This is a genomic window from Sporolactobacillus sp. KGMB 08714 (assembly GCF_036598985.1).
GTDB lineage: Bacteria > Bacillota > Bacilli > Bacillales > Sporolactobacillaceae > Sporolactobacillus.
Genome location: NZ_JAUUBW010000002.1, coordinates 86,306 through 106,975 on the forward strand (window position 1 = coordinate 86,306; position 20,670 = coordinate 106,975).

The window sequence follows — 20,670 nt, forward strand, 5'->3', positions numbered from 1 at the left end:
ACAGAAGCAGACCTTTTGGATCGATCTCTCATTATAGGGCTTGATCGAATAGATGAAGATACTCGAATTGAAGAACATCAGGTTTGGAAGGATTTTGCCGGTGATTTGCCCAAAATTCTTGGGGGAGCACTGACGATCCTTTCAAAAGCGATAGATTTATATCCTCAAGTCAAGCTTGATACCCTGCCAAGAATGGCTGACTTCGCCAAATGGGGGTATGCCATTGCAGAGGTTTTGGGCTACGGAGGAGATTCCTTCATTGAAGCATACAAGGCAAATCAACAGTATGCAAATGAAGAAGCACTGAATGAACACCCTGTTGCTACTGCAATCAGAGTGTTAATGGCGCAAAAACCAAATTGGCATGGAACAGTAACTGAACTGTTCACAAAACTTCAGGGGCTTGCATTTAACGAGCGCATTGATACGCATCAGAAAGCTTGGCCTTCAGCTCCAAATTATTTAAGCAGACGATTGAATGAAATAAAATCGAATCTTAATGACATCGGCATTGAATATGACATTCGTCCTACTGGGCAAGCGAAAGAAATCACCATTGAGAGGAAAGAACGAGGCATCAGCAATACTGTCAATATCGATCACATAGACGATACAGACGAAACTGACGATATTATTCCGTTTTGATCATTCGATTTAAGGCATAGTTTTTTTGTTTACAGCACTAATCAAATATATATTATTTTTTCGATAAGGAATGAGGCTCTATGCACAATGATACTCAGGCATCAAGAGTGGATCTGTTTGTGGACATTCTTTCTGAGGTCATTTCCACATATATTGCTGATCAAAGCCATGCTGACACAGCGACAAAAGAAGGAAAGGGGGAGGGTACATGAATCATGTACCATTGACGAAAAAGAAAGTTGCCATCTATGCCCGTGTATCTACATTGGAGCAGGCCGAAGAGGGCTATAGCATTGATGAGCAGTTACGGCTGCTCAACGAATGGTGTAATGAAAAAGGGTACGAAATTTTTCATGAATATGCGGACAGAGGCATCAGCGGGGGTCATGCAAAAAATCGACCGGCCCTTCAACGTCTGTTAACTGACGCGGTTCAGGGGCGGTTTGAGATTGTCATCTGTTGGAAAATGAACCGCCTTGCCCGAAATATTTTGGACTTGTTGAATATCGTTACAGAACTAAATCGCCATAATATCGCTTTTCGGTCCTATTCAGAAACCTTGGAAACGGAGACGCCAGCAGGGAGACTCCAATTTCACATGATGGCTGCCATAGCGGAATTTGAGCGCGGGACAATCGCACAGAACGTAAAGATGGGTATGTTGGCCCGTGCTAGAGAAGGTGAATGGAACGGCGGTCAAGTACTGGGTTATGATACTGTTAAGCTGCCTTCGGAGGGTAAAAAACGGATTCATACCAAATTGGTTGTGAATCAGACAGAGGCCAATACAGTTCGAAGGATTTTCAGACTCTACGGTTCGGGCTTGGGGTACAAATCGATTGTCAATCGGTTGAACACGGAGGGTTATCGAAGTAAAAAGGGCAATTCCTTTTCGATCTCAACGGTCAAAACCATTTTGATGAATCCCGTCTATGTCGGCGTCATTCGCTATAATGTACGTCAAAACTGGAATGAAAAGCGACGTAACGATATCAATCCACATCCCATCTTGGTCAAGGGGAAGCATCAGCCCATTATTAGCCAAGAGCAATGGGATAAGGTAAAAACCGTCATGCAGAGTCGAAGTCACAAGCCCAATCGCGTCCATGGCGGGGAGCATTTGTTGACAGGCTTGATCAAGTGTCCAGTATGCGGAGCAAGCATGGTCCTAGGACGAACGACGAACCGTAATAAAGATGGATCCAAGCGGGTAATCGAATATTACGTCTGTGGAGCTTGGAAGAATCAGGGTACATCAGTCTGTCACTCGAATGGCGTACGAATAGATCAAGCTGACCGATGTGTCATGAAAAAACTGGCTCAACTGGTCAATAGTCAACGGCTGATTCACGATATTGTGGCCCACTTGAATCGTGATTCAAAGGAAATTTGGCAGCCGCTGAAAAAAGAGCAGAAACAGATACAGGACCGATTGGACAAGCTTGAACAAAGAAAAAGCAAGGACTTGGAGCTGTATGAAGATAACATCCTGAACAAAGGGGAACTGGCTGAGAGATTGGCGCAGCTCAACCAAGAGCGAGCAAAGCATCAAACTCGATTAGATCAGATTACAGATTCTCTGAGGGAGGGATCACAGCGTGAAGTTACTGTTTCGATGATACAGGAAACCATGAAACGCTTTAGTGAAGTCTTTCAGCAATCCTCTTCTCGGGAGCAGCGGAAACGACTCTTGGAGCTACTGATCGACAAGATCACCATCGGTGAAGATCGAGCGATCGATACGATACGCATTCAATTTAATCAGGAGCTCCTGCAGTATTTGAATGTAAATGGGGATGGACCAAAAGGTCCATCCCCTTCTTTTTGCGTTTTTATAGATATTTGCTGAAAGAAGGTAAAGGAAAATGGACATTATTGGACAATTTAGGCATTATCTTCGAGCTCATTATCCAGACTTGGATGACGATCGATGGCTAGTGGATGGTATGAGTTTTAACAAAGAACAGCTGAAATCAGAGCACTTGAAAGCGAAACTGCCGAAGGGCATAACGACTTTCAAGTGCTATTTCTTTGCTCATGAACCTTCACACACTGCCATTTATCTCATTGCAGATCAAGAAGGAAAGGAAGTGTACGACATTTACACACTGAATATTTCCTAATTTGCTAGGAATTTATCAATGTGGGAAATTCCAGAAAAAAAGGGGAGAAAAGCCCTATGAAATGGATCAGGCGGACAGATCCTGTCCAAAGTATTTGCTAAATTAACAGCGTGTAGTTTCAGTCGGATAAGGTTGTGGCTCTCTTGGGAGAGGAAAGCAACAAAATAGAAAGAATTCTCTTTTTCTATGACAAACTAATGACTGGGGACATTGTCTCAAAAAGTGAATTGGCCCAACATTTTGATGTTCATGAACGAACCATCCGACGCGATGTTCAAGATATCAGATATTATTTGGCCCGATTTTACATCAAAAGAGACATTATTTATGATCCGATAGCCAAAGGATACAAAATGGTTCATGCAGCGCCTCTTCACCTAGGTGAAATAGTGGCCCTTTCAAAAATTGTATTAGACAGCCATGTTTTAAATAACGATGAAAGCAAGGACCTTTTTGCCATAATAGAGTCACATTTTCTACAGTCAAAGCCTCAATGGCTTGAAAACTTCGTCAACCACGAGCTGATGAATTATCAGCCAGGGGTAAAAGCATTTCAGATCTTCAGCTTATTGGACACTATTATTAAAGGCATTTATCAAAAAAAGAAACTTCAAGTCATACGGGTTGAAGGTCATAAGCGTATTGAGAATAAGGTTTGTCCCGTTGGGTTGATTTATAAAGATGCCGCTTTTTATTTAGCGGCAGTGGTGGATAGGGATCCCCATCAACAAGGGGAAGACAAGCCCATTCCCATCAAGCTGCAAAGAGATCTAACGATAAAGATGAGCCCGGAGCATTTTAACTTAGCTTCCAATTCATTCGATGAAGAGGAATTCAAGAAACGCTGTATGACGCCGATGCAAGATAATCCAAAAACGTAATAATGAGGTCATGATGGGTATGGACACAGCAGTAGCACTAAAAAAAACAATGCAAGTCTTGGACTGGTGTTATGACAAGTCAATAGATGGTTTTCCACCAATACCTAGTGCCTCTGAGCTCGCTGAGAATTACCTGACAAAGCACCATCAAAACACTGAATCGGCCATTAATGATTTTATCCATTGGCAACACGTTAAAGCAGGGACTTCTGGGTTTCTTACAGGAGTTGGAGGGGCATTAACTTTACCTCTTACTTTAGTTTCTATTCCAGCGGACTTAACCGCTGTAATTTATATTCAATTACGAATGATTGCGGTTATTGCGTATCTACGGAATTATGATTTGCACGATGATGAGGTCCGAACTTTTGCTTATGTATGCTTAGTGGGCCGAGCGGGAATCGATATGCTCTCAGGGGCCGGGATAAAAGTAGGCGAAAAGGTTGCTGTAAATGTCATCAAAAAAATCCCTGCTAAGGTTCTTACTTCAATTAATCAAAAAGTCGGTGGAAGAATTGTCACAAAGTTTGGCCAAAATGGAGTCGTAAATCTGGTTAAATTAGTTCCACTTGTTGGGGGTGCTGTTGGTGGAACGATTGATGTCGGCAGTAATATAGTCATTGCTCAGACAGCGAAAAAAGTATTTGTTAGATTAGATAATCCGAATGCCTAATTATTGAAAAAAAGAAGGTCTTTTCAATGGCAATGGTACGATCGTTGCAATCAGTGGTTAGTGGATTAAAAGGATTTCAGACAGAACTTGATGTGACTGGCATCAATAGAACAGATTTTAAAGGTAAGGTGACTTATTTGTCACTTTTTTTTGGTGCACTTGCAATGAAAACGAAGATGACAATAGGTCAAAACCTGAACAAGCAAGTCATTATTCCTTTTATCTGATAATAAGTGACCCACATTTCCTTCAGTACTTCAATGAGCTAATAAGTGGTTAATATGAGGTGTTCTTTATGGGTGAGGAAAAAACAATCGTCCTTTTTCAAGGGCAAAGTCAATATTTTGTGCTTAATGCATTTATTAATGAGATTGCCGGTGTTTTTTCAGAATTGGGCTATGATACAGCGATCATTTGGTTGACAAAAACAAATTGGCAAGGTGAATTGGAAGAAATACTGAAGACGAAAAAAGTTGCTTTTTTCTTTTCTTTTAATGCCATAGGGATCGACATTCAGATGAATCATGAATCACTCTACGATCATCTTCACATTCCGCTTTTTGCCTTTTTGGTCGATCATCCGATGTATCATTTACAGAGATTGAATACTGGAGTTAAAAATTTGATTGTGTCTTGCGTGGATCAAGATCATGTACTTTTTTTAAGAAAATATCTCAATGGGCACTATACAAAAGTTTTTATCCCCCATGGGGTGATGGTCAAGCAGCCTGATCCACACTTACAGAGTGACAGACCTATTGATGTTTTATTTTCAGGAACCTTTCACGATCCTGAAAATATACGAAAGACATGGACTTCCTGCCCCACATCAGTTTCAAAGTTGTGTGAAGAGATCATCGATCAATCCTTGTACGAAGTGTATCAGCCACTGGATCAGATCGTTCTAAAAGTTTTTGAAAGTAAAGGAATAGATCCTGGATACATTGTTCAAAGTTCGTTGTATAAATTGCTGATGCAAATTGATCAATACATTCGTTACTGGCGGAGAAAAAGGGCACTCGAACAACTATCCCATACAGATTTCAGAATAGAAGTATATGGAAATGGGTGGGAGAGCCTATCTAAAAAGATACCGGGCATACGGTTTTATCCAGCCATGAGCTATGAAAAAATAAAAGCAAAAATGGGAAAGTCTAAATTAGTACTTACAGTTATGCCGAACTTTACATATGGGGGCCATGAACGCGTTTTTAGCGCCATGTCTCAAGGTGCTGTCAGTTTAGTGAATGACAATGGCTTTTTCCGGGACAACTTTAAACAGGAAGAATTGTTAACGTATTCCGTGCATGACGATCTTGGTATAAGAATAGAAAACTTGTTGAAAAATCGAGATAAGCTACAGCAAATTTCAGAGTTTGGCAGGACTAAAGTGATCGAATCACATACCTGGCTAAATCGGGCACAGAAAATCATTCAAACTGTAGACTATCACCAATATTTTATGAATAATGACTGATTTGTATTTGTTGTAGGTCTAACAGAGAAAATGACGCAGATGATTAAAGTTAAGAAAGAATGCAAGAATCATGACGAATTCCGATTAGACATTGAATGAGCTAGTGCAGCTGAAGAGAGACATGAAAAATAAATTTTGTGGCAAGCAATCGAATCATGCTTGTCATTTTTTTTATAAATGCCTCATGTACAAGAACCGAATTTAAAACAAAAAAACGAACTAAAAGGCGGTCCTTAACATTGGAAAAATTACCGTATTATCTTTTTGCAGCAGGTGTTTTCTTTTTCATCATTTATATTGCAATGACGATCACTAAAATTGTGAAAAATAAACAAGGAGTGAGTGCAGGAATCGCCATTATGTTTTTACTGGGTACTGCTTTTATGAGTGCGAGTCTTGTAACGTATTTCAAATCATCTTCACTTCAAAAAAGCGTAACTCAAAAAATAAGTGGATATTTACCCAATAACACTTCTAATAAATCCTTAGAAAAGAGTACTAACTCTTCAAATGCAAATCAAAAAGCAGTTAACTTTGATCCCACGGGTTCCATAAGGCCCAAAGTCATTTATCCGGATTTGAAATCCTGGGGTGATAAAGGTCGGCAATTTTACACAGATGCAGATCATACAAAAACCTACGTGGATGGAGCATACACACTTGTCATGTTGCCTAATGGAATAAGAGCATCAATTACAGATGATAATGGGGCTTCTGTGTATGTGCCAGAAAACGGAAATCAAAATGGGAAACAGACATTTACTGACTATAACTATTCCATTAGCAATGTAGATGGAACGATCTATGTCGATATCATGAAGGGCGCAACATTTGATAGTGATTATCAACTTGGCGGGAAAACCTCAGAGCAATTTCAATCATTCCCAGCTGACGACTCCAACGCCAAAATGTCTTACATTGATTACATATATAAAAAGTGGCCGCTACAGAAACCTAAAAAAACTGTAGACAATCCGCTTCTTATCGGTAATTGGAAATATGAAAAAAAGGACTTACTGGACAATACACATACCCTGATTCAAATTTCTTTTTCAAAAGATGGATTCGTTACAGTAGATACTTCTCTAGTGAGTGGCCTTCCAGGGATGACAAAATATAAGCTTGAGCCTCTGGGCAAGAATGCATACAAGCTCTACCTCTACTCAGCAACTGTAAAGGCGGATAGTAATGGTGGTGGAACATTTGTTTCATCGGATCCAATAAAAAGAAATTTTCTTATCTACATGAACAGCAAAGATTCCTTTGATTTAGTCTTTTTTGATGATAAATTACAGAGAAGAGATCTGAAAATGCGGCGGTATTAGAATTCAAAAATATCATCTTACCCCACAATTTTGCTACTTTCTGAATGTATTGGTAATATATTTTGTAAAATAATGAAGGATTTTTTTGTCGAATGTCGAAATTGAACAATATGTAAGCCTATTGTCGTGAATATAAAGTAAGAAATTTTGAGACCTTGATTCTTGGGGGTCTAAACTCTGTAATTGAAGGTGAAGTCATTGAAAAGGGGGAATATTACTATTGACGATTGATGGGGTAAGATGTGTTCAAAAAAAAACATACATAGTTTTTTATATTGATGATTTTTCAGATGATATAAAAAGTATTATAAGAGATCAACTCTCATCGATATGTCATGGCCCTTCGAAAGCTTCCAAAAAAAGAGTTATGTATAATTACAGAAATACTGTCATTTCATTTTTAGAAAGATACAAAAAAAAATCATCGAACTTAAGAATTGGGATGATCGGTGAGTTATTGGCTCATGTTTTAATTCATCAATTTTTATCTGACTTTAATACAGTTTCTCCTTTTTTCAATATGGAAGAAAAGAGTATTAAAAAAGGATTTGACATTGTAGTTTATTCACGAGGCAAAAATGAATTATGGATAACTGAAGTAAAATCAGGTGAACTGCATGAAAAAAAGAACTCAAATGAAACATTGAAGATTTTGCTTGGAAAAGCAAAAAATGATTTAATAACTAGACTAAATGAAAATGAACAATCTTTATGGGATAATGCTATAAATGGAGCAACTGTTGCACTAGATAACGAAACAGATATTAAAAATGCAGTAATATCAATTCTTGAAGAAGTAGATGAAAGTGTAGTCAATCAATCTGCAACAAGTACGGATAAAAACGTGATATTAGTTTCAACACTTTTTGCTGATTTGAAAGACGAAATTACTGAGAAGAATATTAATGATTTTTATACAAATACAATAAATGAGAAAAAGTTTAGGGATCTACTTGTCTTAGCCATACAAAAAAGAACATATGAGAAAGTTGTTGCATTCTTGAAAGAGGAAGCAAAATGATAAAGAATCTTACACTTAATCGATTGAAAAAGACAAAATTCAGGGATTTATACATAAAATTAGCAATTGGTGGGCATCTGACTAGACTAGAATATAAAAAATTGCTTGAATTAGCAGTTATTTTTATTAATGAACGAGATTTGAATATATTTAAATTAGGTTATAGGATATTAGTTTTTTATTGTAATCAAACGAATGACTATAAGCCCTTATACGATTTTGCTATTTACAGAGGACTATATCCTATTTCTAAGTTCATAGAAAATCAAGAGCAATATATTAATAGATTTGAGAATTCCTTTTATAAACTCTTTCAGTCTTCATTTGAAGAGAACTATAGAAATAAAAACATATATTTAAGTGAACAGCAAAAAAATTTATTAATATTCTTCAGTGAAAAGTCAGAAGAAACTATTTCTATAATTGCACCAACATCTTATGGCAAATCTGAATTAATTATATCATTCATTGAAAAAAATATGAGCAATAAGAATATTTGTATTATTGTACCGACAAAAGCATTGATCGCTCAAACAAAACGAAGAATAATGGAGGCCAATATTCATAATATAAAAAAAATCATAACTCATCCTGAGATGTATCAGGAGACAGATGAAAAAATATTAGCCATTTTTACCCAAGAACGGCTTCTTAGACTATTAAAAAATAGCAAGCACTTATATTTTGATGTCGTGTTTATTGATGAAGCACATAATTTATTGGAAAATGATGATCGTAATATTTTGTTGGCAACTGCGATAACCATATTGGAAAAAAGAAAAACTGATATTAAATTTAAATTTCTCACGCCATTTTTAATTGAGGTGGATAATTTAAAAGTCAGGTATGCAAGTTATAGCCCGATCCCATTTAAAGTAGACGAATATATTAAGACTGAAAGATTATATGTATATAATCCTAAAAAAAATAAGAGAATTAAATATTATGACCATTTTTTAAATGAATTTTTTTATACTACTGATGAAACTGTCTTTGAAAATAGTAATGATGTAATACTTAGAAAAAGCAGTGAAAAAAACATAATATACTTAAATAAACCATCAGATATAGAGCACTTTGTATCAAGTTTTATAGAGAAATTATCGTCTGTAGTTTCTGGAGAAATTAATAAAGCTTGTGAGCATTTGGGTGATTTTTTGGATCCCGATTATCTGCTAATAAATTGTATGAAAAAAGGAGTGATTTATCATCATGGCTCAGTTCCAGAAAATATAAGAATATATATTGAACATATATACTCACAAGTCAAATCAATGAAATACGTTGTAACTAGTTCAACCTTATTGGAAGGAGTTAATATACCTGCCTTTACTTTATTCTTATTGGATAACAAAAAAGGAAAGGGTAACTTGAGTCCAGCACAATTTAAAAATTTAATAGGGAGAATTTGTAGATTTAAGGAAATTTTCTCTAAGTCAAATAATAATTTGATTAAGTTAGAGCCATCCGTATACATTGTTGGATCAGAATATTATTCTAAAAATGCAAACATAGAAAAATTTGTAAGCAATGTTATGAGAGTTGATAAAAAGGAAAAGGAGATACCTACAAATGTACTATTAGAAAATGTTGATATTATTGATGATAATAATAAAAGAAAAAAAGAAGCAGACAATTTTATTGAGAACTTTGAACAAGGGATAATAAACGGATATAGTGGAACATATGCTGAAACAGAAATAGGTAGGTCATGCTTTTTAAATAATATTACTGAAATTGATATTATAAAAAATGAAAAAGATATGCAACGAATTGTAGATTTAAATCGAAATGTTCAAATAGATAATACTAAAAACATATTTTATTATTTTTCAAATTTATTTTTACCGTATCTGCGATCAGAAGACAGATATAACAATTTACGAAGACTGATTTATCCAGAAGCGAGAAATTTCTACAATATGTTTCTTGATTGGCGAATAAAAAGTGCTTCTTATCATGAAATGATTTCAAGCTTTATTGGATATTGGAAGAAGAAAGAGAGAGAAGAGGACTCGGATATTTATGTGGGAAGGTGGGGCGATAAAACTAAAAATGGTGGATTTAATAAGTTATGGACAGATATTAAAAGCAAAACCCATAAAGAACGAATAAATTTAGCGATTGTTAGAATAAAAGAAGAACAAGATTTTTTAGATAATATATTTATAAAATATATAGAAGTACTAAATGACTTAAAATTAATAAAAAAGGATTTCTATGAGCGTATCAAGTATGGCACTGATGATGTGGCAAAAATCACTCTTATTAAAAACGGATTAAGTATTACTTTATCAAACATTCTAGTGAATAAATATAATCAATATTTAAGTATTGATACAGATTCTAACTCAGTTGTTATACAATCAGGTATCATCGATCAAATGAGATATAATAATGAGAATGAAATCTTGATTTATGAGACCCAATATAATTTAAATATTCGATCAAATTAAAATGAATTAAAAAATAATCCCGTATTATTCCATAATTGGTAATATTAAATAACGAGGGCGGCTCGCTGTTGATTCCATCACTCGGGCTCAATTTCATATTGACAAAAACAAGACGATAAAGATATAACAAAGAGACTTGAACCCGCAGGAAATATCCTAGTATTGATGTGCTTGGTCATATCGTTATTGGAGATAGTAAAGACTTTTCATTCAAAAAGCAAGGAATAATTTAAATGTGCAGGGGGGACAGCATTTTACAATTGCAATAAAGATGACTTTGCTGACTTCATGAAGAAAAAGTATGTGATCATTGTCAATAAACATCAGAATGGTAAAGAGTCAATTAATTTGTATAAGGATAAATTGGATAAACGATTCGTTTCAGAGAACCCCAAAAAAGAGTTGCCAGATCAAGTTTATATTATTCGTATATCCATTAAATGGGCAATGGGGCGTAAAGTACTTTGAGGTAAAGCAAAAATCCTATTTGCTTAGTTCATCTAACATCTTAGGAATTTCGTCGAAACTATCTACCCATATTATGTTTAATGACAGTTCTTTGTAGTATTCTTCAAGTAACTGCTGGTTAACTAAGTCGAATTTCTTGATCTTTTTAGAATCGATGTTAGATGCACTAATAATTTCTTCGTGAAACAACTTTCGTTTTAATATGGCAAAGTGTTTAGGATTATTGTCTTCCGCCTTTCTTGCAGATATATCAAGCAGTCTTCTCAAATTAGGGTCAGTTAAAGATAACCCTATAAACAGACAAGTGTTTTCTCTCAAATAATTCAGTTGAACTAAATTTGCCCAATTATAAGGGTCAAGCATCAAATCATGATAGCCCTTCTCTGAGAAGACTAATAGACTTTTATTTAGATCAGTGTATTTTTCCCGCTCTCTGGGTAGGAACCCATGAACATGATATATACCCAATTCGTCTTGTGCTGGAACATCGGCTTCTTGATAAACAGCATGGTAGTTGATGTCATGTTGAGAGAAATTATACTCAACCAAATCGTCGAAATTATAATTAATGACGCCTTGTATGCCAATTCTACTTCTCAATGGTTTACAGAGCTTAGATAGAGCAGTTAGTAAACTAGATTCGCTAATGCATGACTTATACAATATATGCGTTATTGTAGTCGTAAATAGATCCTGTAATCCACATTTGGCATATTGTGCTAAAAGAAGAGCGGAATTTTGATTTGACTCTTTGAGCTCTTTTACTATGTAATTCTTTTCTTCCGATGATAATTCAATGTTATTTTTTTTTAGTAATTCACTAAGCAATGATACTAATAAGCCTGAAATTAGATTATTCCACGCTGGTATTTTAGCTGCTCTTGAAGCGCCGGCCCCTAAGAACAAAACAAGTTTATCTTTGTGAAAACTCTGCTTTAGATTAGAAATGTGTTGCTTCTTCTCGTTGAGTAAGTCAGAGTATTCATTATTAATGCTCTTATTTACTTGATTGTTAACGGCAATTTTAGAAATGTTTTTCATGGATCTCGATACGACATTTGGATATTTATCAAACAGAGTCTGAAGATCCTTTGTGTCCCATATCTCAATTCGCAAATTACTTTTTTCTTTTAGTCTATTTACAATTTCGCTTTTTTCTTCTTTATCAAGATCCAGTGAAATAATGAAGATTATATTTCTTATATTTAAGTCCATTTGTTTAATTGACAATAATAGTTTAGCATACGTTTTCTTTAGATTAATTAGAAGATGCTTATTTCGATAAGATTTTATCTCAAAAACGGTTGCCCCATGGTAGTTATCGAAATCGTCTAGAGATATAGCATCAAGTTCATCACGAATAAAGGGATTCTGAGTTCCAAAGTTAGTTATAAGTTTTTTGTCCTTGTCTTTGAAATATTCAGAAAGAACTTCAAGAATCAATGTTTCAAACAGCACATAAGACCTATAACTGCTTTCCTTAAAAAATTCACTGAGAATTTCATTTATAATCATTAGTAACCCTTCTCCATAATCTTTACAACTCATTTATTAATTGTATTTTATTAAAATGCTTTATAAAAAGCTAGTTTTTGTTTACAGCTACCTCACTTACACTCATTACGGAGAACCGTATCATAAGTAAATGAGGTTTTTAATAAATATAGATACCAAATGTGCGTCTGATTGAAAATGAGCAAGTATAATTTTAATTAGCAACCTTGTAGCTCTAAAGTTGAGGACGTATTATAGTATAAAACTGTTTTTCGTCAAGTGGTTATATTAGTTATTGTTTCTGTTGCTTCTCTAATAATACCTAATATTTGTTCGAGCCTTGAAACGATTCTATTTTGTTCATGGAGAGGTGGAATAGGCACAAGCAATGATTTTATGGTGCTTGTATTCAGCTCTCTTTGTTTTGTTGATCCAGATGTTAATTTGTCCATTGAGAATTGAATTATCGGAGAGGCAATATAATAGGTTATAAATCTGCTATTAATATAACGAGATGTTCTAACAACAGATACATGAGAATCCGCAACAATATGTTTATAATCTTTTCGTTCTAAATCTGTAAATATATTAGCCCTTCCAACAGTTCCAGTCCCAGTAGAATTCCAAAGAATATCATCATTCATAATATATCTAATTTTTTCATACTTTATTAGCGTGTCTGGATCTATAAACTTTGATACTGAGAGATTGAAACCTTCCCATTGTATACATTTTTGTGAAATAACCGGTATTTTTGGAATTGCAGAATATTTAGGTGATTTTCCACGTTGTATGTACGTTGAAATATCATTTAATCGTACCCATTCCCAGTTATCAGGAATGTTGAAAGGTATTTCATCCATGGTAATCGGGGCTAATGCTTTTTCCTTTTTAATCTTTCCCTCCTTGATTAGCTGCTTTTTTTCTTCCATGATTATATTTAGCAAATCCCTAGCATCACCATCTTCTTTCCTCTGCTCTGTCAGTTTACCTTGAACAGCGTACTGGAGGATTGATTTTCGCATATCATCGGGGAATTTATTGTTTAATGATGTTAGCTTTTCTTCGATTTTTCCATACTCATCGATTTCTTTCATTAATCGTTCAATTTTCTCGACAATTCTATTTTGTTCATGGAGAGGTGGAATAGGCACAAGCAATGATTTTATGGTGCTTGTATTCAGCTCTCTTTGTTTTGTTGATCCAGATGTTAATTTGTCCATTGAGAATTGAATTATCGGAGAGGCAATATAATAGGTTATAAATCTGCTATTAATATAACGAGATGTTCTAACAACAGATACATGAGAATCCGCAACAATATGTTTATAATCTTTTCGTTCTAAATCTGTAAATATATTAGCCCTTCCAACAGTTCCAGTCCCAGTAGAATTCCAAAGAATATCATCATTCATAATATATCTAATTTTTTCATACTTTATTAGCGTGTCTGGATCTATAAACTTTGATACTGAGAGATTGAAACCTTCCCATTGTATACATTTTTGTGAAATAACCGGTATTTTTGGAATTGCAGAATATTTAGGCGATTTTCCGCGTTGTATGTACGTTGAAATATCATTTAATCGTACCCAATGCCAGTTATCAGGAATATCAAATGGTATTTCTTCTTCAGTTATAGGAGGAAGCATTCTTTCCTTTTTTATAGTACCATCTTGAATCAGACGATCTTTTTCGGTTTTTATCTTTTCTAACAAAACACTAGCAGATTCATCATTTGAATTTTGAGGGACAAGTTTTCCCATGACTGCTTGTTGCAGTATAGATTTTCTTAATTCTTCTGCGGTCATGATTATCCCTCCCTTAACATCTGCATGATGACTGCTAGCTTATCATCTATAGCCTTATTGAGTTTTGTTCGTTCTTGCTCATAATTTTGAATCAGTTCTTCTGGCTCGAGAATAATTTCTTCTTTGTGAGGGAATCCGCATAAATCAAGATTATAGCCATTCGAAATAATTTCATTAATTGTATACTTTTTTGACTTGTATGTATCGGTTAAGGATTCATCTTCTTTTTCATCCTTAATTTCAACGCGGTTGTCCCACCACTCATCAATAACTTTCATGTGTTCAAGAGTCAGAGGCTTTGTTTTGGAAAAGGCTTTGTATCCTTCCGGTAGATCAAAACGATAGAACCATGTTTCCTTCGTAGGCCCTGTTTTATCGAAGAAAAGCAAGTTAGTGGCAATACTTGTATAGGGCGTAAATACGGAACCACATAAACGGACTACGGTATGTAGATTGCATTCTTCCAATAATTTCTTTTTAATTGCTACTTTACTATTATCCGTACCGAATAAGAAACCGTCAGGAAGAATGATGCCTACCCTGCCCTCTCTTTTCAATCGATATAAAATTTCAATCATAAACAAGTCTGCCGTCTCAGAGTCCCTCAGATCGGCTGGAAAATTATTAAGAATGGATGATTGTTCATTTCCACCGTATGGAGGATTCATTAACACGACCGATACTTTTTCATCATCTCTGTATTCCCTAACATTTCGCTCCAACGAATTACCATGAATAATCTGTGGATCGGAAATATCATTCAATAAGAGATTGGTCGTACAAAGCATGTAAGGCAGCTGCTTTTTTTCTATACCAATAATCGAGTTTTGTAAAATAGCATTATCCTCAGTAGTTTTGACCTGTAAACGAAGATACTTGATCGCATCAACCAAAAATCCACCAGTGCCACAGGCGAAATCTGCGATTCTTTCACCGAGCTTAGGAGCGACTTTGCTTGTAATAAAAGCAGTTAGGGCTCTTGGTGTGTAATACTCGCCTTGTTTGCCGGCCGATTGAAGTTCTCTTAATAAAGTTTCATAAATATCGTTGAATGCATGCCGCTCCCCATAGTCTTCAAAATCAATCTCGTCAATCAGATTCACCGCTCGTCGTAAGCAGACGCCGTCTTTCATGTAATTTGATGCGTCTTCCATCACTTCCGGAACAATGGTAACACGTCTTGGCGTTTCTGGAGTAATCAATATTTAAAGAAGGAAAGAGTCTTTCATTTACAAATTTCAGTAGGTCCTCACCGGTCAACTGGTCTTTCTGAGACGAGCCAATTGCCCAATTTCTCCAACGACAATCTTCAGGAATAGCACTTTTATAATCATCCTCGTAAAGCTCCCAAGCTTCTTCCTTAATATCATAAACTCTAAGGAATAACATCCATACAATTTGAGACAGGGTCTGTACGCTCCCATCGACACCTGCATCATCTCTCATGATATCCATCATTCGCTTCAAAAACGTTCCAATTGACATTATGTGCGCTCACTTTCATTTGGGTCTATGCAATGTAGATATTACCGGATACATCATCGAGCATTTCATTGTATTTATTCTTTCCACCGAAGCTTTTTACGATTTTCATCGGGGAATTAATCTGAATAAATTGTGGTAATTCCAGTACTTTCAAATTCATTAGTTCATCAATACTTTTCGTTCTGTATTCGTCAAGCAGCAATTTGATGATTTCTTGGTTTCCTGGAGTAAACTTATCTAGGTAACCAGAACGCAGAATAGCATCAATTCTCTCATTTTTGGACAGAGGTTCTTTTTCGTAACCAATATATGAGAGAATATCGTATTCATCGATTCCTTTTTCAAATGTGTCTTTGACTGGATCAATAAAGACGCCATCTTCAGTCAACTGATCTAAAAGTTCACTTTTTTTCTTGTTCGCAAGCCATGCTTTGCGGAAATCCTCAAACATCGGATAAACTTTCTTCAGATTCATTCTTGAATAGTCAATAATGCTCATCGTTATCAGATTCCCATTAGCATCCAAATATTCGACGTGTTCGTTAATCACTTCCACTGGAATGCCATCGATAATATATTTTTTCCGCTTACGGTGTTCTTTTTCATCTCCATAATTTTCGCCAGATTCTGCGATACTACCGGAATTGTTGTTATTTTCATCTGAACGATTGTCTAACGTATTATTATCATCATTAGGAAAATTTTCTGCCTCTCCAACATCGAATACACTGACTGGTTCACCATCAAAATCTGGGTCACTAAACTTCGTATAATTCTTACGGAAGTCTAGGATGGTAAAGAACATCTTCCCTCGGTCTTCTCTGACTCTAGTGCCACGCCCAATTATTTGCTTGAATTCAGTCATACTTCCAATAGGGCGATCCAGAGCGATAACTTTGCAGGTTTTTGCATCCACACCCGTACTCATAAGCCTGCTGGTCACTACTACCACAGGATACTTTTCGAATGCGTCGATAAAGTTGTCGAGTTGTTTCTTTCCCTCTTCATTGTCACCGGTAATCTGTGTGATATAGCGAGGATCTTCGACAAAAAGGTCTGAATTTTCATTGATTAAAGCCTGGCGCATTCTTTCTGCATGAGGGATATCAACACAGAATACAATGGTTTTGGCATATCTGTCGACTTCTTTTAGGTAATCGGATAGCCTCTTGGCTACGGTTTTCGTCCGTTCTTCTACGACAAGGATATTATCGAAATCTTTTTGTTCATAGAGCCTATCATCAAGCTCATTTCCATATTTATCAAGCATGCCTTTATAGGGCCTAAATCCATTGACATCAATGTCAAGATTTACGCGGATGACCTTGTAAGGGGCAAGGAATCCGTCTTCAATACCTTGTTTCAGAGAATAGGTATAAATGGGATCTCCGAAGTAATGGATATTGGAAACATCCTCTGTTTCCCTTGGCGTTGCAGTCATACCGATGTGGACGGCGCTCTTGAAATAATCTAAAATATCATGCCAATTTGAGTTCTCGTCAGCAGAACTTCTGTGGCATTCGTCGATAATGATAAGATCGAAGAAATCTCTGTCGAACTCCTTATAATAGTTTTCATCTTTATCCTTTAACTGCTGATAGAGGGACAGATATACTTGGTATCCTGTATCGACCTGATGTTTTTCAATTTTGGTCATAACTTTTTGCAGAGGTTTGAAATCATTGTCTCTAGACTGGTCGACAAGAATATTCCGGTCAGCCAGGAACAATATCTTTTTCACTTTCTTGGCAGTAAGCAATTTCCACATAATCTGAAAAGCGACAAAGGTTTTACCTGTCCCCGTTGCCAATACAATAAGCACTCTTCTTCTACCTTTGGCAATGGCATCAAGCGTTCGATTGATCGCAATGAACTGATAATACCTGGGAATCTTGCCGCCTGGTTTATAGTAGTAAGGAGTTAAAGCGATATCTTTCTGCTCTTGGGAAATGTTAGTTACCTTGCAATGGCGTTGCCATAAATCTTCAGGACTTGGGAAATCACTTAATGAAAGACTTTTTTCTTTACCGGTTGTCATATCATGCTCAACAAAACCGTCTCCGTTACTTGAATAGACAAATGGTACCTTTAAAATATGGGCATAAGTAATCGCTTGTTGCATACCCCCAAGAACAGTGTGATTATTGTCTTTGGCTTCTACAACGGCTAATGGGAGGTTGTCTGTAAAGAACAAAAGGTAATCCGCCTTTTTGGCTTTTCCTCGTTTTGCTTTCTTACCAGCAATATTGATCCTTCCATCGGTAAAAAAATATTCCATCCGCATCTGTTGTTTGTTCCAATTCTTTTCTATGGCCGGCGTGATGAAGTTAAGCTTTATTTCCTCTTCAGTCATCTGTTTTTTATCTACCATGTTGAACAACCTCGTTTCCCGAATGCTTTCTCAACAAGGTCCATGATAGCCTTCGCTGCATCTTGGGGTGGACAGAATTATCGTATACGGAGGAAACATGAACTAATCATATTTTACTGCTATGAAGCGCGAAAAACTAGACAGAATGCATGATTGGGGAATTCCTGAATACTCTTTGAAAGGAAGCATCGTATTAAAATGCTTTTTTAAATTTAAAAGATAAGAAAGTATAAAAAATGGAAGTATCACGGGGCTTGTAACTGTGGTATCTTTTCTTTATGGATAAAAATATTTTGAGACGTATTTTCTTTGATCATCACGAACATTGGGAAGCCTTTAAAGTAAAGTATGGGGATCGACTACGCCCAATTGTGATCAAAGAAGTCGAGAAATTTCGAGACTGTGGGAATCTGAAAAAAGGATTCAAGCTCTTGGTGTGTGAGGGCTGCCATGATGTTCGTAAGGTTCCTTTCCGTTGTAAAGGTCGATTTTGCACGACTTGTTCCGTGGAAGAGAGCGAGGAATGGAGCCGGCTGCTGACGGAAGATGTCTTGCAGGTGAATCATCGCCATGTGATTTTCACCCTTGACGAAGGCTTACGTGATATTTTTCTCTGGCACCGGCAGCTGTTAAAGCCCTTAATGGATGAAGCCGCAAGGCTGATTCAGCAGTATTTTCAGAAGAAAGCTAAAGTGATTCCTGGAATCATTGCAGGTCTACATACCTTCGGTTCGCAGGTTAACTTCAATCCGCATGTCCATATGCTGGTGAGTATGGGAGGCCTTACGAAAAAGGGTGAGTGGAAGTCCTACGATTTTATCCCTTTTACCATGCTTCGCAAACAGTGGCAGACGGTCGTTCTGAAACTCATCCGCAAACTTTTGAACCCAACAGAAAAGAGAAGGGTTCAGGCAAGGCTTCAGAAGGCGTTCTCTCAAAATGGGGAGGGCTTTTATGTCTATGCCCCTAAACAACGGGGCAATGTGAAAGAGCAGCTCCGCTATATCGGCCGCTATATTCGCCGGCCTGCTATAGGGCTTAATCGGATTGAAGATTATGATGGTCACAACGTGACCTTTAAATATACAGACAAGAAAGACGGTCAGGAAAAGCATTTGACGCTGCCTGTTGCAGCATTTATCTCGCGTCTGATTCGGCATATCCCAGATGAGCAGTTTAAAACCATCCGACATTACGGGATATATTCCAGAAGAAGCAAGAGCCTAAGCCAAAAATTGTTGATGGCCTGGCAAAAAGAAACGAAACGCTGGGTGGTCAAGGTCAAAAAAATTCTTCGTCGCCAAACCTGGAGAGAAAGAGTGATCGCAAGTGGGCATACCGATCCTTTGGTTTGTCCGAAGTGTGGCAACTATTATGAATACAAGGGAGAAGTCTGCCTCGAAGAGGGACTCTTAACAATTAAAGTAGCTTTGGGCCGAACCGCACAAAACTATCTAGAGGAGGAGATCCGCTATCTCAACTCAAAAGAAACGCAGAAAACCGGTTAAGAAAAAAAAGAAGCCCGTCCCAGCGGGCAACAAGAAAACCGTTCGATTCATCTGTTTGACTTGTCATGAAAAAGAGGACATTCCCCTCCAAGTCGTCCGGGATTTGGATTTCATGGATGGAGGAGATTCGATCATCCCACCACGATTCTCCTGTGAAAACTGTGGCGGAGAGATGTATCCGGAATATTACAAGGGGACACAGGGTCAGGAATACAGACTAGAGGATTTCCTCTAGTCTAAAAAGGACCGGGCGCTTTTTGCCCGGTTTTTCTCATATTATTGCTTTGAAAAAGATAATGGGAATTCGTTTGATGAAACGGATACTCATTATCTTTTATTATTCTGACCTTAGAGGGAGCGTACAAAATATGAACATTTTCTACCAATCACTGCCATTTGTTAGTTTGAAAGACGCCAAGAGCTTAAAGCGTGTGAGTATCATATCGTTAAAAGTAGTGAAAGAAAAAAGTATGCTTTACAGCAATCGATTCATTCGCTCTCCAGAGGACAGCTATCAATGTATCAAACCCTTTTTGGAGTGTAGAGATCGAGAGTATTTTGTTGTTGTTACGCCGGATACAAAAATCAACCAACATCGATAAACATTTGCCATATTTGCAGCCTAAATTCTTCCATTGTTCATCCCGCGAAGTGTTCAAGACAGCTGTTTTGTCCAATGCCGCGTCAATTTTGATAGCACATAATCATCTATCAAGTATTGTTGAGCCAAGCAATGAAGATAAGGAGGTCTCAAAGAGACTGATATCAGCCAGGGGCATTCTTGGTATTGATGTTCTCGACTACTTTATAGTCGGTGACGACAATTATCTTTCTTTCAAGGAGCAGGACTAATCTGAATGTAGAGGAGAGAGCGAACTGTATAATAAGGATAACTTTGCCGATTTTATACAGTAAAAATATGGAATCATTGT

General features: G+C 36.6%; 17 protein-coding genes. 12 read left to right on the forward strand and 5 right to left on the reverse strand.

Annotated elements, in window-relative coordinates:
* The first annotated feature begins 15 nt into the window (after window positions 1-15).
* The 10 genes from Q6A92_RS01945 to Q6A92_RS01990 all read left to right on the forward strand — a co-directional run bounded on the left by Q6A92_RS01945 (window position 16) and on the right by Q6A92_RS01990 (window position 10,601).
* On the forward strand, window positions 16-645 hold the full coding sequence (locus Q6A92_RS01945) for a hypothetical protein (protein WP_332236846.1): 630 nt from the start codon (window positions 16-18) through the stop codon (window positions 643-645).
* A gap of 208 nt (window positions 646-853) precedes the next feature.
* Window positions 854-2,494, forward strand: a complete 1,641-nt coding sequence (locus Q6A92_RS01950; RefSeq protein WP_332236847.1) for a recombinase family protein — start codon at window positions 854-856, stop codon at window positions 2,492-2,494.
* Between the two features lie 16 nt (window positions 2,495-2,510).
* On the forward strand, window positions 2,511-2,768 hold the full coding sequence (locus Q6A92_RS01955) for a hypothetical protein (protein ID WP_332236848.1): 258 nt from the start codon (window positions 2,511-2,513) through the stop codon (window positions 2,766-2,768).
* A 143-nt stretch (window positions 2,769-2,911) separates the two neighbouring features.
* Complete coding sequence (locus Q6A92_RS01960) at window positions 2,912-3,649, forward strand: helix-turn-helix transcriptional regulator (protein WP_332236849.1); 738 nt, start codon at window positions 2,912-2,914, stop codon at window positions 3,647-3,649.
* 19 nt (window positions 3,650-3,668) lie between these two features.
* Window positions 3,669-4,322 (forward strand): EcsC family protein, encoded by a 654-nt coding sequence (locus Q6A92_RS01965; RefSeq protein WP_332236850.1) that lies wholly within the window; start codon window positions 3,669-3,671, stop codon window positions 4,320-4,322.
* A gap of 26 nt (window positions 4,323-4,348) precedes the next feature.
* Window positions 4,349-4,549, forward strand: a complete 201-nt coding sequence (locus tag Q6A92_RS01970; RefSeq protein WP_332236851.1) for a hypothetical protein — start codon at window positions 4,349-4,351, stop codon at window positions 4,547-4,549.
* A gap of 68 nt (window positions 4,550-4,617) precedes the next feature.
* Complete coding sequence (locus tag Q6A92_RS01975) at window positions 4,618-5,799, forward strand: glycosyltransferase (RefSeq protein WP_332236852.1); 1,182 nt, start codon at window positions 4,618-4,620, stop codon at window positions 5,797-5,799.
* Between the two features lie 239 nt (window positions 5,800-6,038).
* On the forward strand, window positions 6,039-7,124 hold the full coding sequence (locus Q6A92_RS01980) for a hypothetical protein (RefSeq protein WP_332236853.1): 1,086 nt from the start codon (window positions 6,039-6,041) through the stop codon (window positions 7,122-7,124).
* Between the two features lie 220 nt (window positions 7,125-7,344).
* Entirely contained in the window at window positions 7,345-8,145 is an 801-nt protein-coding gene (locus Q6A92_RS01985; protein ID WP_332236854.1) for a hypothetical protein, read from the forward strand.
* Window positions 8,142-10,601: a DEAD/DEAH box helicase gene (locus tag Q6A92_RS01990; protein WP_332236855.1), complete on the forward strand. Its 2,460-nt coding sequence runs from the start codon at window positions 8,142-8,144 to the stop codon at window positions 10,599-10,601. The genes Q6A92_RS01985 and Q6A92_RS01990 overlap by 4 nt, the downstream gene beginning before the upstream one ends.
* Window positions 10,602-11,084: 483 nt before the next feature.
* On the opposite strand, the gene Q6A92_RS01995 is transcribed toward Q6A92_RS01990, so the two are convergent.
* The 5 genes from Q6A92_RS01995 to hsdR all read right to left on the reverse strand — a co-directional run bounded on the left by Q6A92_RS01995 (window position 11,085) and on the right by hsdR (window position 18,230).
* Window positions 11,085-12,584, reverse strand: a complete 1,500-nt coding sequence (locus tag Q6A92_RS01995) for an SIR2 family protein (RefSeq protein WP_332236856.1) — start codon at window positions 12,582-12,584, stop codon at window positions 11,085-11,087.
* A 254-nt stretch (window positions 12,585-12,838) separates the two neighbouring features.
* Window positions 12,839-14,374: a restriction endonuclease subunit S gene (locus Q6A92_RS02000; protein WP_332236857.1), complete on the reverse strand. Its 1,536-nt coding sequence runs from the start codon at window positions 14,372-14,374 to the stop codon at window positions 12,839-12,841.
* 2 nt (window positions 14,375-14,376) lie between these two features.
* Entirely contained in the window at window positions 14,377-15,507 is a 1,131-nt protein-coding gene (locus Q6A92_RS02005) for an HsdM family class I SAM-dependent methyltransferase (protein ID WP_332236858.1), read from the reverse strand.
* Window positions 15,464-15,859, reverse strand: coding sequence for a type I restriction-modification system subunit M N-terminal domain-containing protein (locus Q6A92_RS02010; RefSeq protein WP_332236859.1), 396 nt, complete (start codon window positions 15,857-15,859; stop codon window positions 15,464-15,466). Before Q6A92_RS02010 ends, Q6A92_RS02005 begins: the two co-directional genes overlap by 44 nt.
* Before the next feature lie 25 nt (window positions 15,860-15,884).
* A complete protein-coding gene (gene hsdR, locus Q6A92_RS02015; RefSeq protein WP_332236860.1) occupies window positions 15,885-18,230 on the reverse strand; it encodes an EcoAI/FtnUII family type I restriction enzme subunit R in 2,346 nt (781 codons plus the stop codon).
* 278 nt (window positions 18,231-18,508) lie between these two features.
* On the opposite strand from hsdR, the gene Q6A92_RS02020 reads away from it, so the two are divergent.
* Both Q6A92_RS02020 and Q6A92_RS02025 read left to right on the forward strand, forming a co-directional pair.
* Window positions 18,509-19,738, forward strand: a complete 1,230-nt coding sequence (locus Q6A92_RS02020; protein WP_332236861.1) for an IS91 family transposase — start codon at window positions 18,509-18,511, stop codon at window positions 19,736-19,738.
* 651 nt (window positions 19,739-20,389) lie between these two features.
* A complete protein-coding gene (locus Q6A92_RS02025) occupies window positions 20,390-20,590 on the forward strand; it encodes a JAB domain-containing protein (RefSeq protein WP_332236874.1) in 201 nt (66 codons plus the stop codon).
* Window positions 20,591-20,670: the final 80 nt, after the last annotated feature.

Excerpts from the sequence above, each read along its gene's own strand:
- Q6A92_RS01950 (WP_332236847.1), top strand. The coding sequence starts at position 854 with ATGAATCATGTACCATTGACGAAAAAGAAAGTTGCCATCTATGCCCGT.
- Q6A92_RS01955 (WP_332236848.1), top strand. The coding sequence starts at position 2,511 with ATGGACATTATTGGACAATTTAGGCATTATCTTCGAGCTCATTATCCA.
- Q6A92_RS01965 (WP_332236850.1), top strand. The coding sequence starts at position 3,669 with ATGGACACAGCAGTAGCACTAAAAAAAACAATGCAAGTCTTGGACTGG.
- Q6A92_RS01970 (WP_332236851.1), top strand. The coding sequence starts at position 4,349 with ATGGCAATGGTACGATCGTTGCAATCAGTGGTTAGTGGATTAAAAGGA.
- Q6A92_RS01975 (WP_332236852.1), top strand. The coding sequence starts at position 4,618 with ATGGGTGAGGAAAAAACAATCGTCCTTTTTCAAGGGCAAAGTCAATAT.
- Q6A92_RS01990 (WP_332236855.1), top strand. The coding sequence starts at position 8,142 with ATGATAAAGAATCTTACACTTAATCGATTGAAAAAGACAAAATTCAGG.
- Q6A92_RS01995 (WP_332236856.1), bottom strand. The coding sequence starts at position 12,584 with ATGATTATAAATGAAATTCTCAGTGAATTTTTTAAGGAAAGCAGTTAT.
- Q6A92_RS02000 (WP_332236857.1), bottom strand. The coding sequence starts at position 14,374 with ATGACCGCAGAAGAATTAAGAAAATCTATACTGCAACAAGCAGTCATG.
- Q6A92_RS02005 (WP_332236858.1), bottom strand. The coding sequence starts at position 15,507 with ATGAAAGACGGCGTCTGCTTACGACGAGCGGTGAATCTGATTGACGAG.
- Q6A92_RS02010 (WP_332236859.1), bottom strand. The coding sequence starts at position 15,859 with ATGTCAATTGGAACGTTTTTGAAGCGAATGATGGATATCATGAGAGAT.
- hsdR (WP_332236860.1), bottom strand. The coding sequence starts at position 18,230 with ATGGTAGATAAAAAACAGATGACTGAAGAGGAAATAAAGCTTAACTTC.
- Q6A92_RS02020 (WP_332236861.1), top strand. The coding sequence starts at position 18,509 with ATGGATAAAAATATTTTGAGACGTATTTTCTTTGATCATCACGAACAT.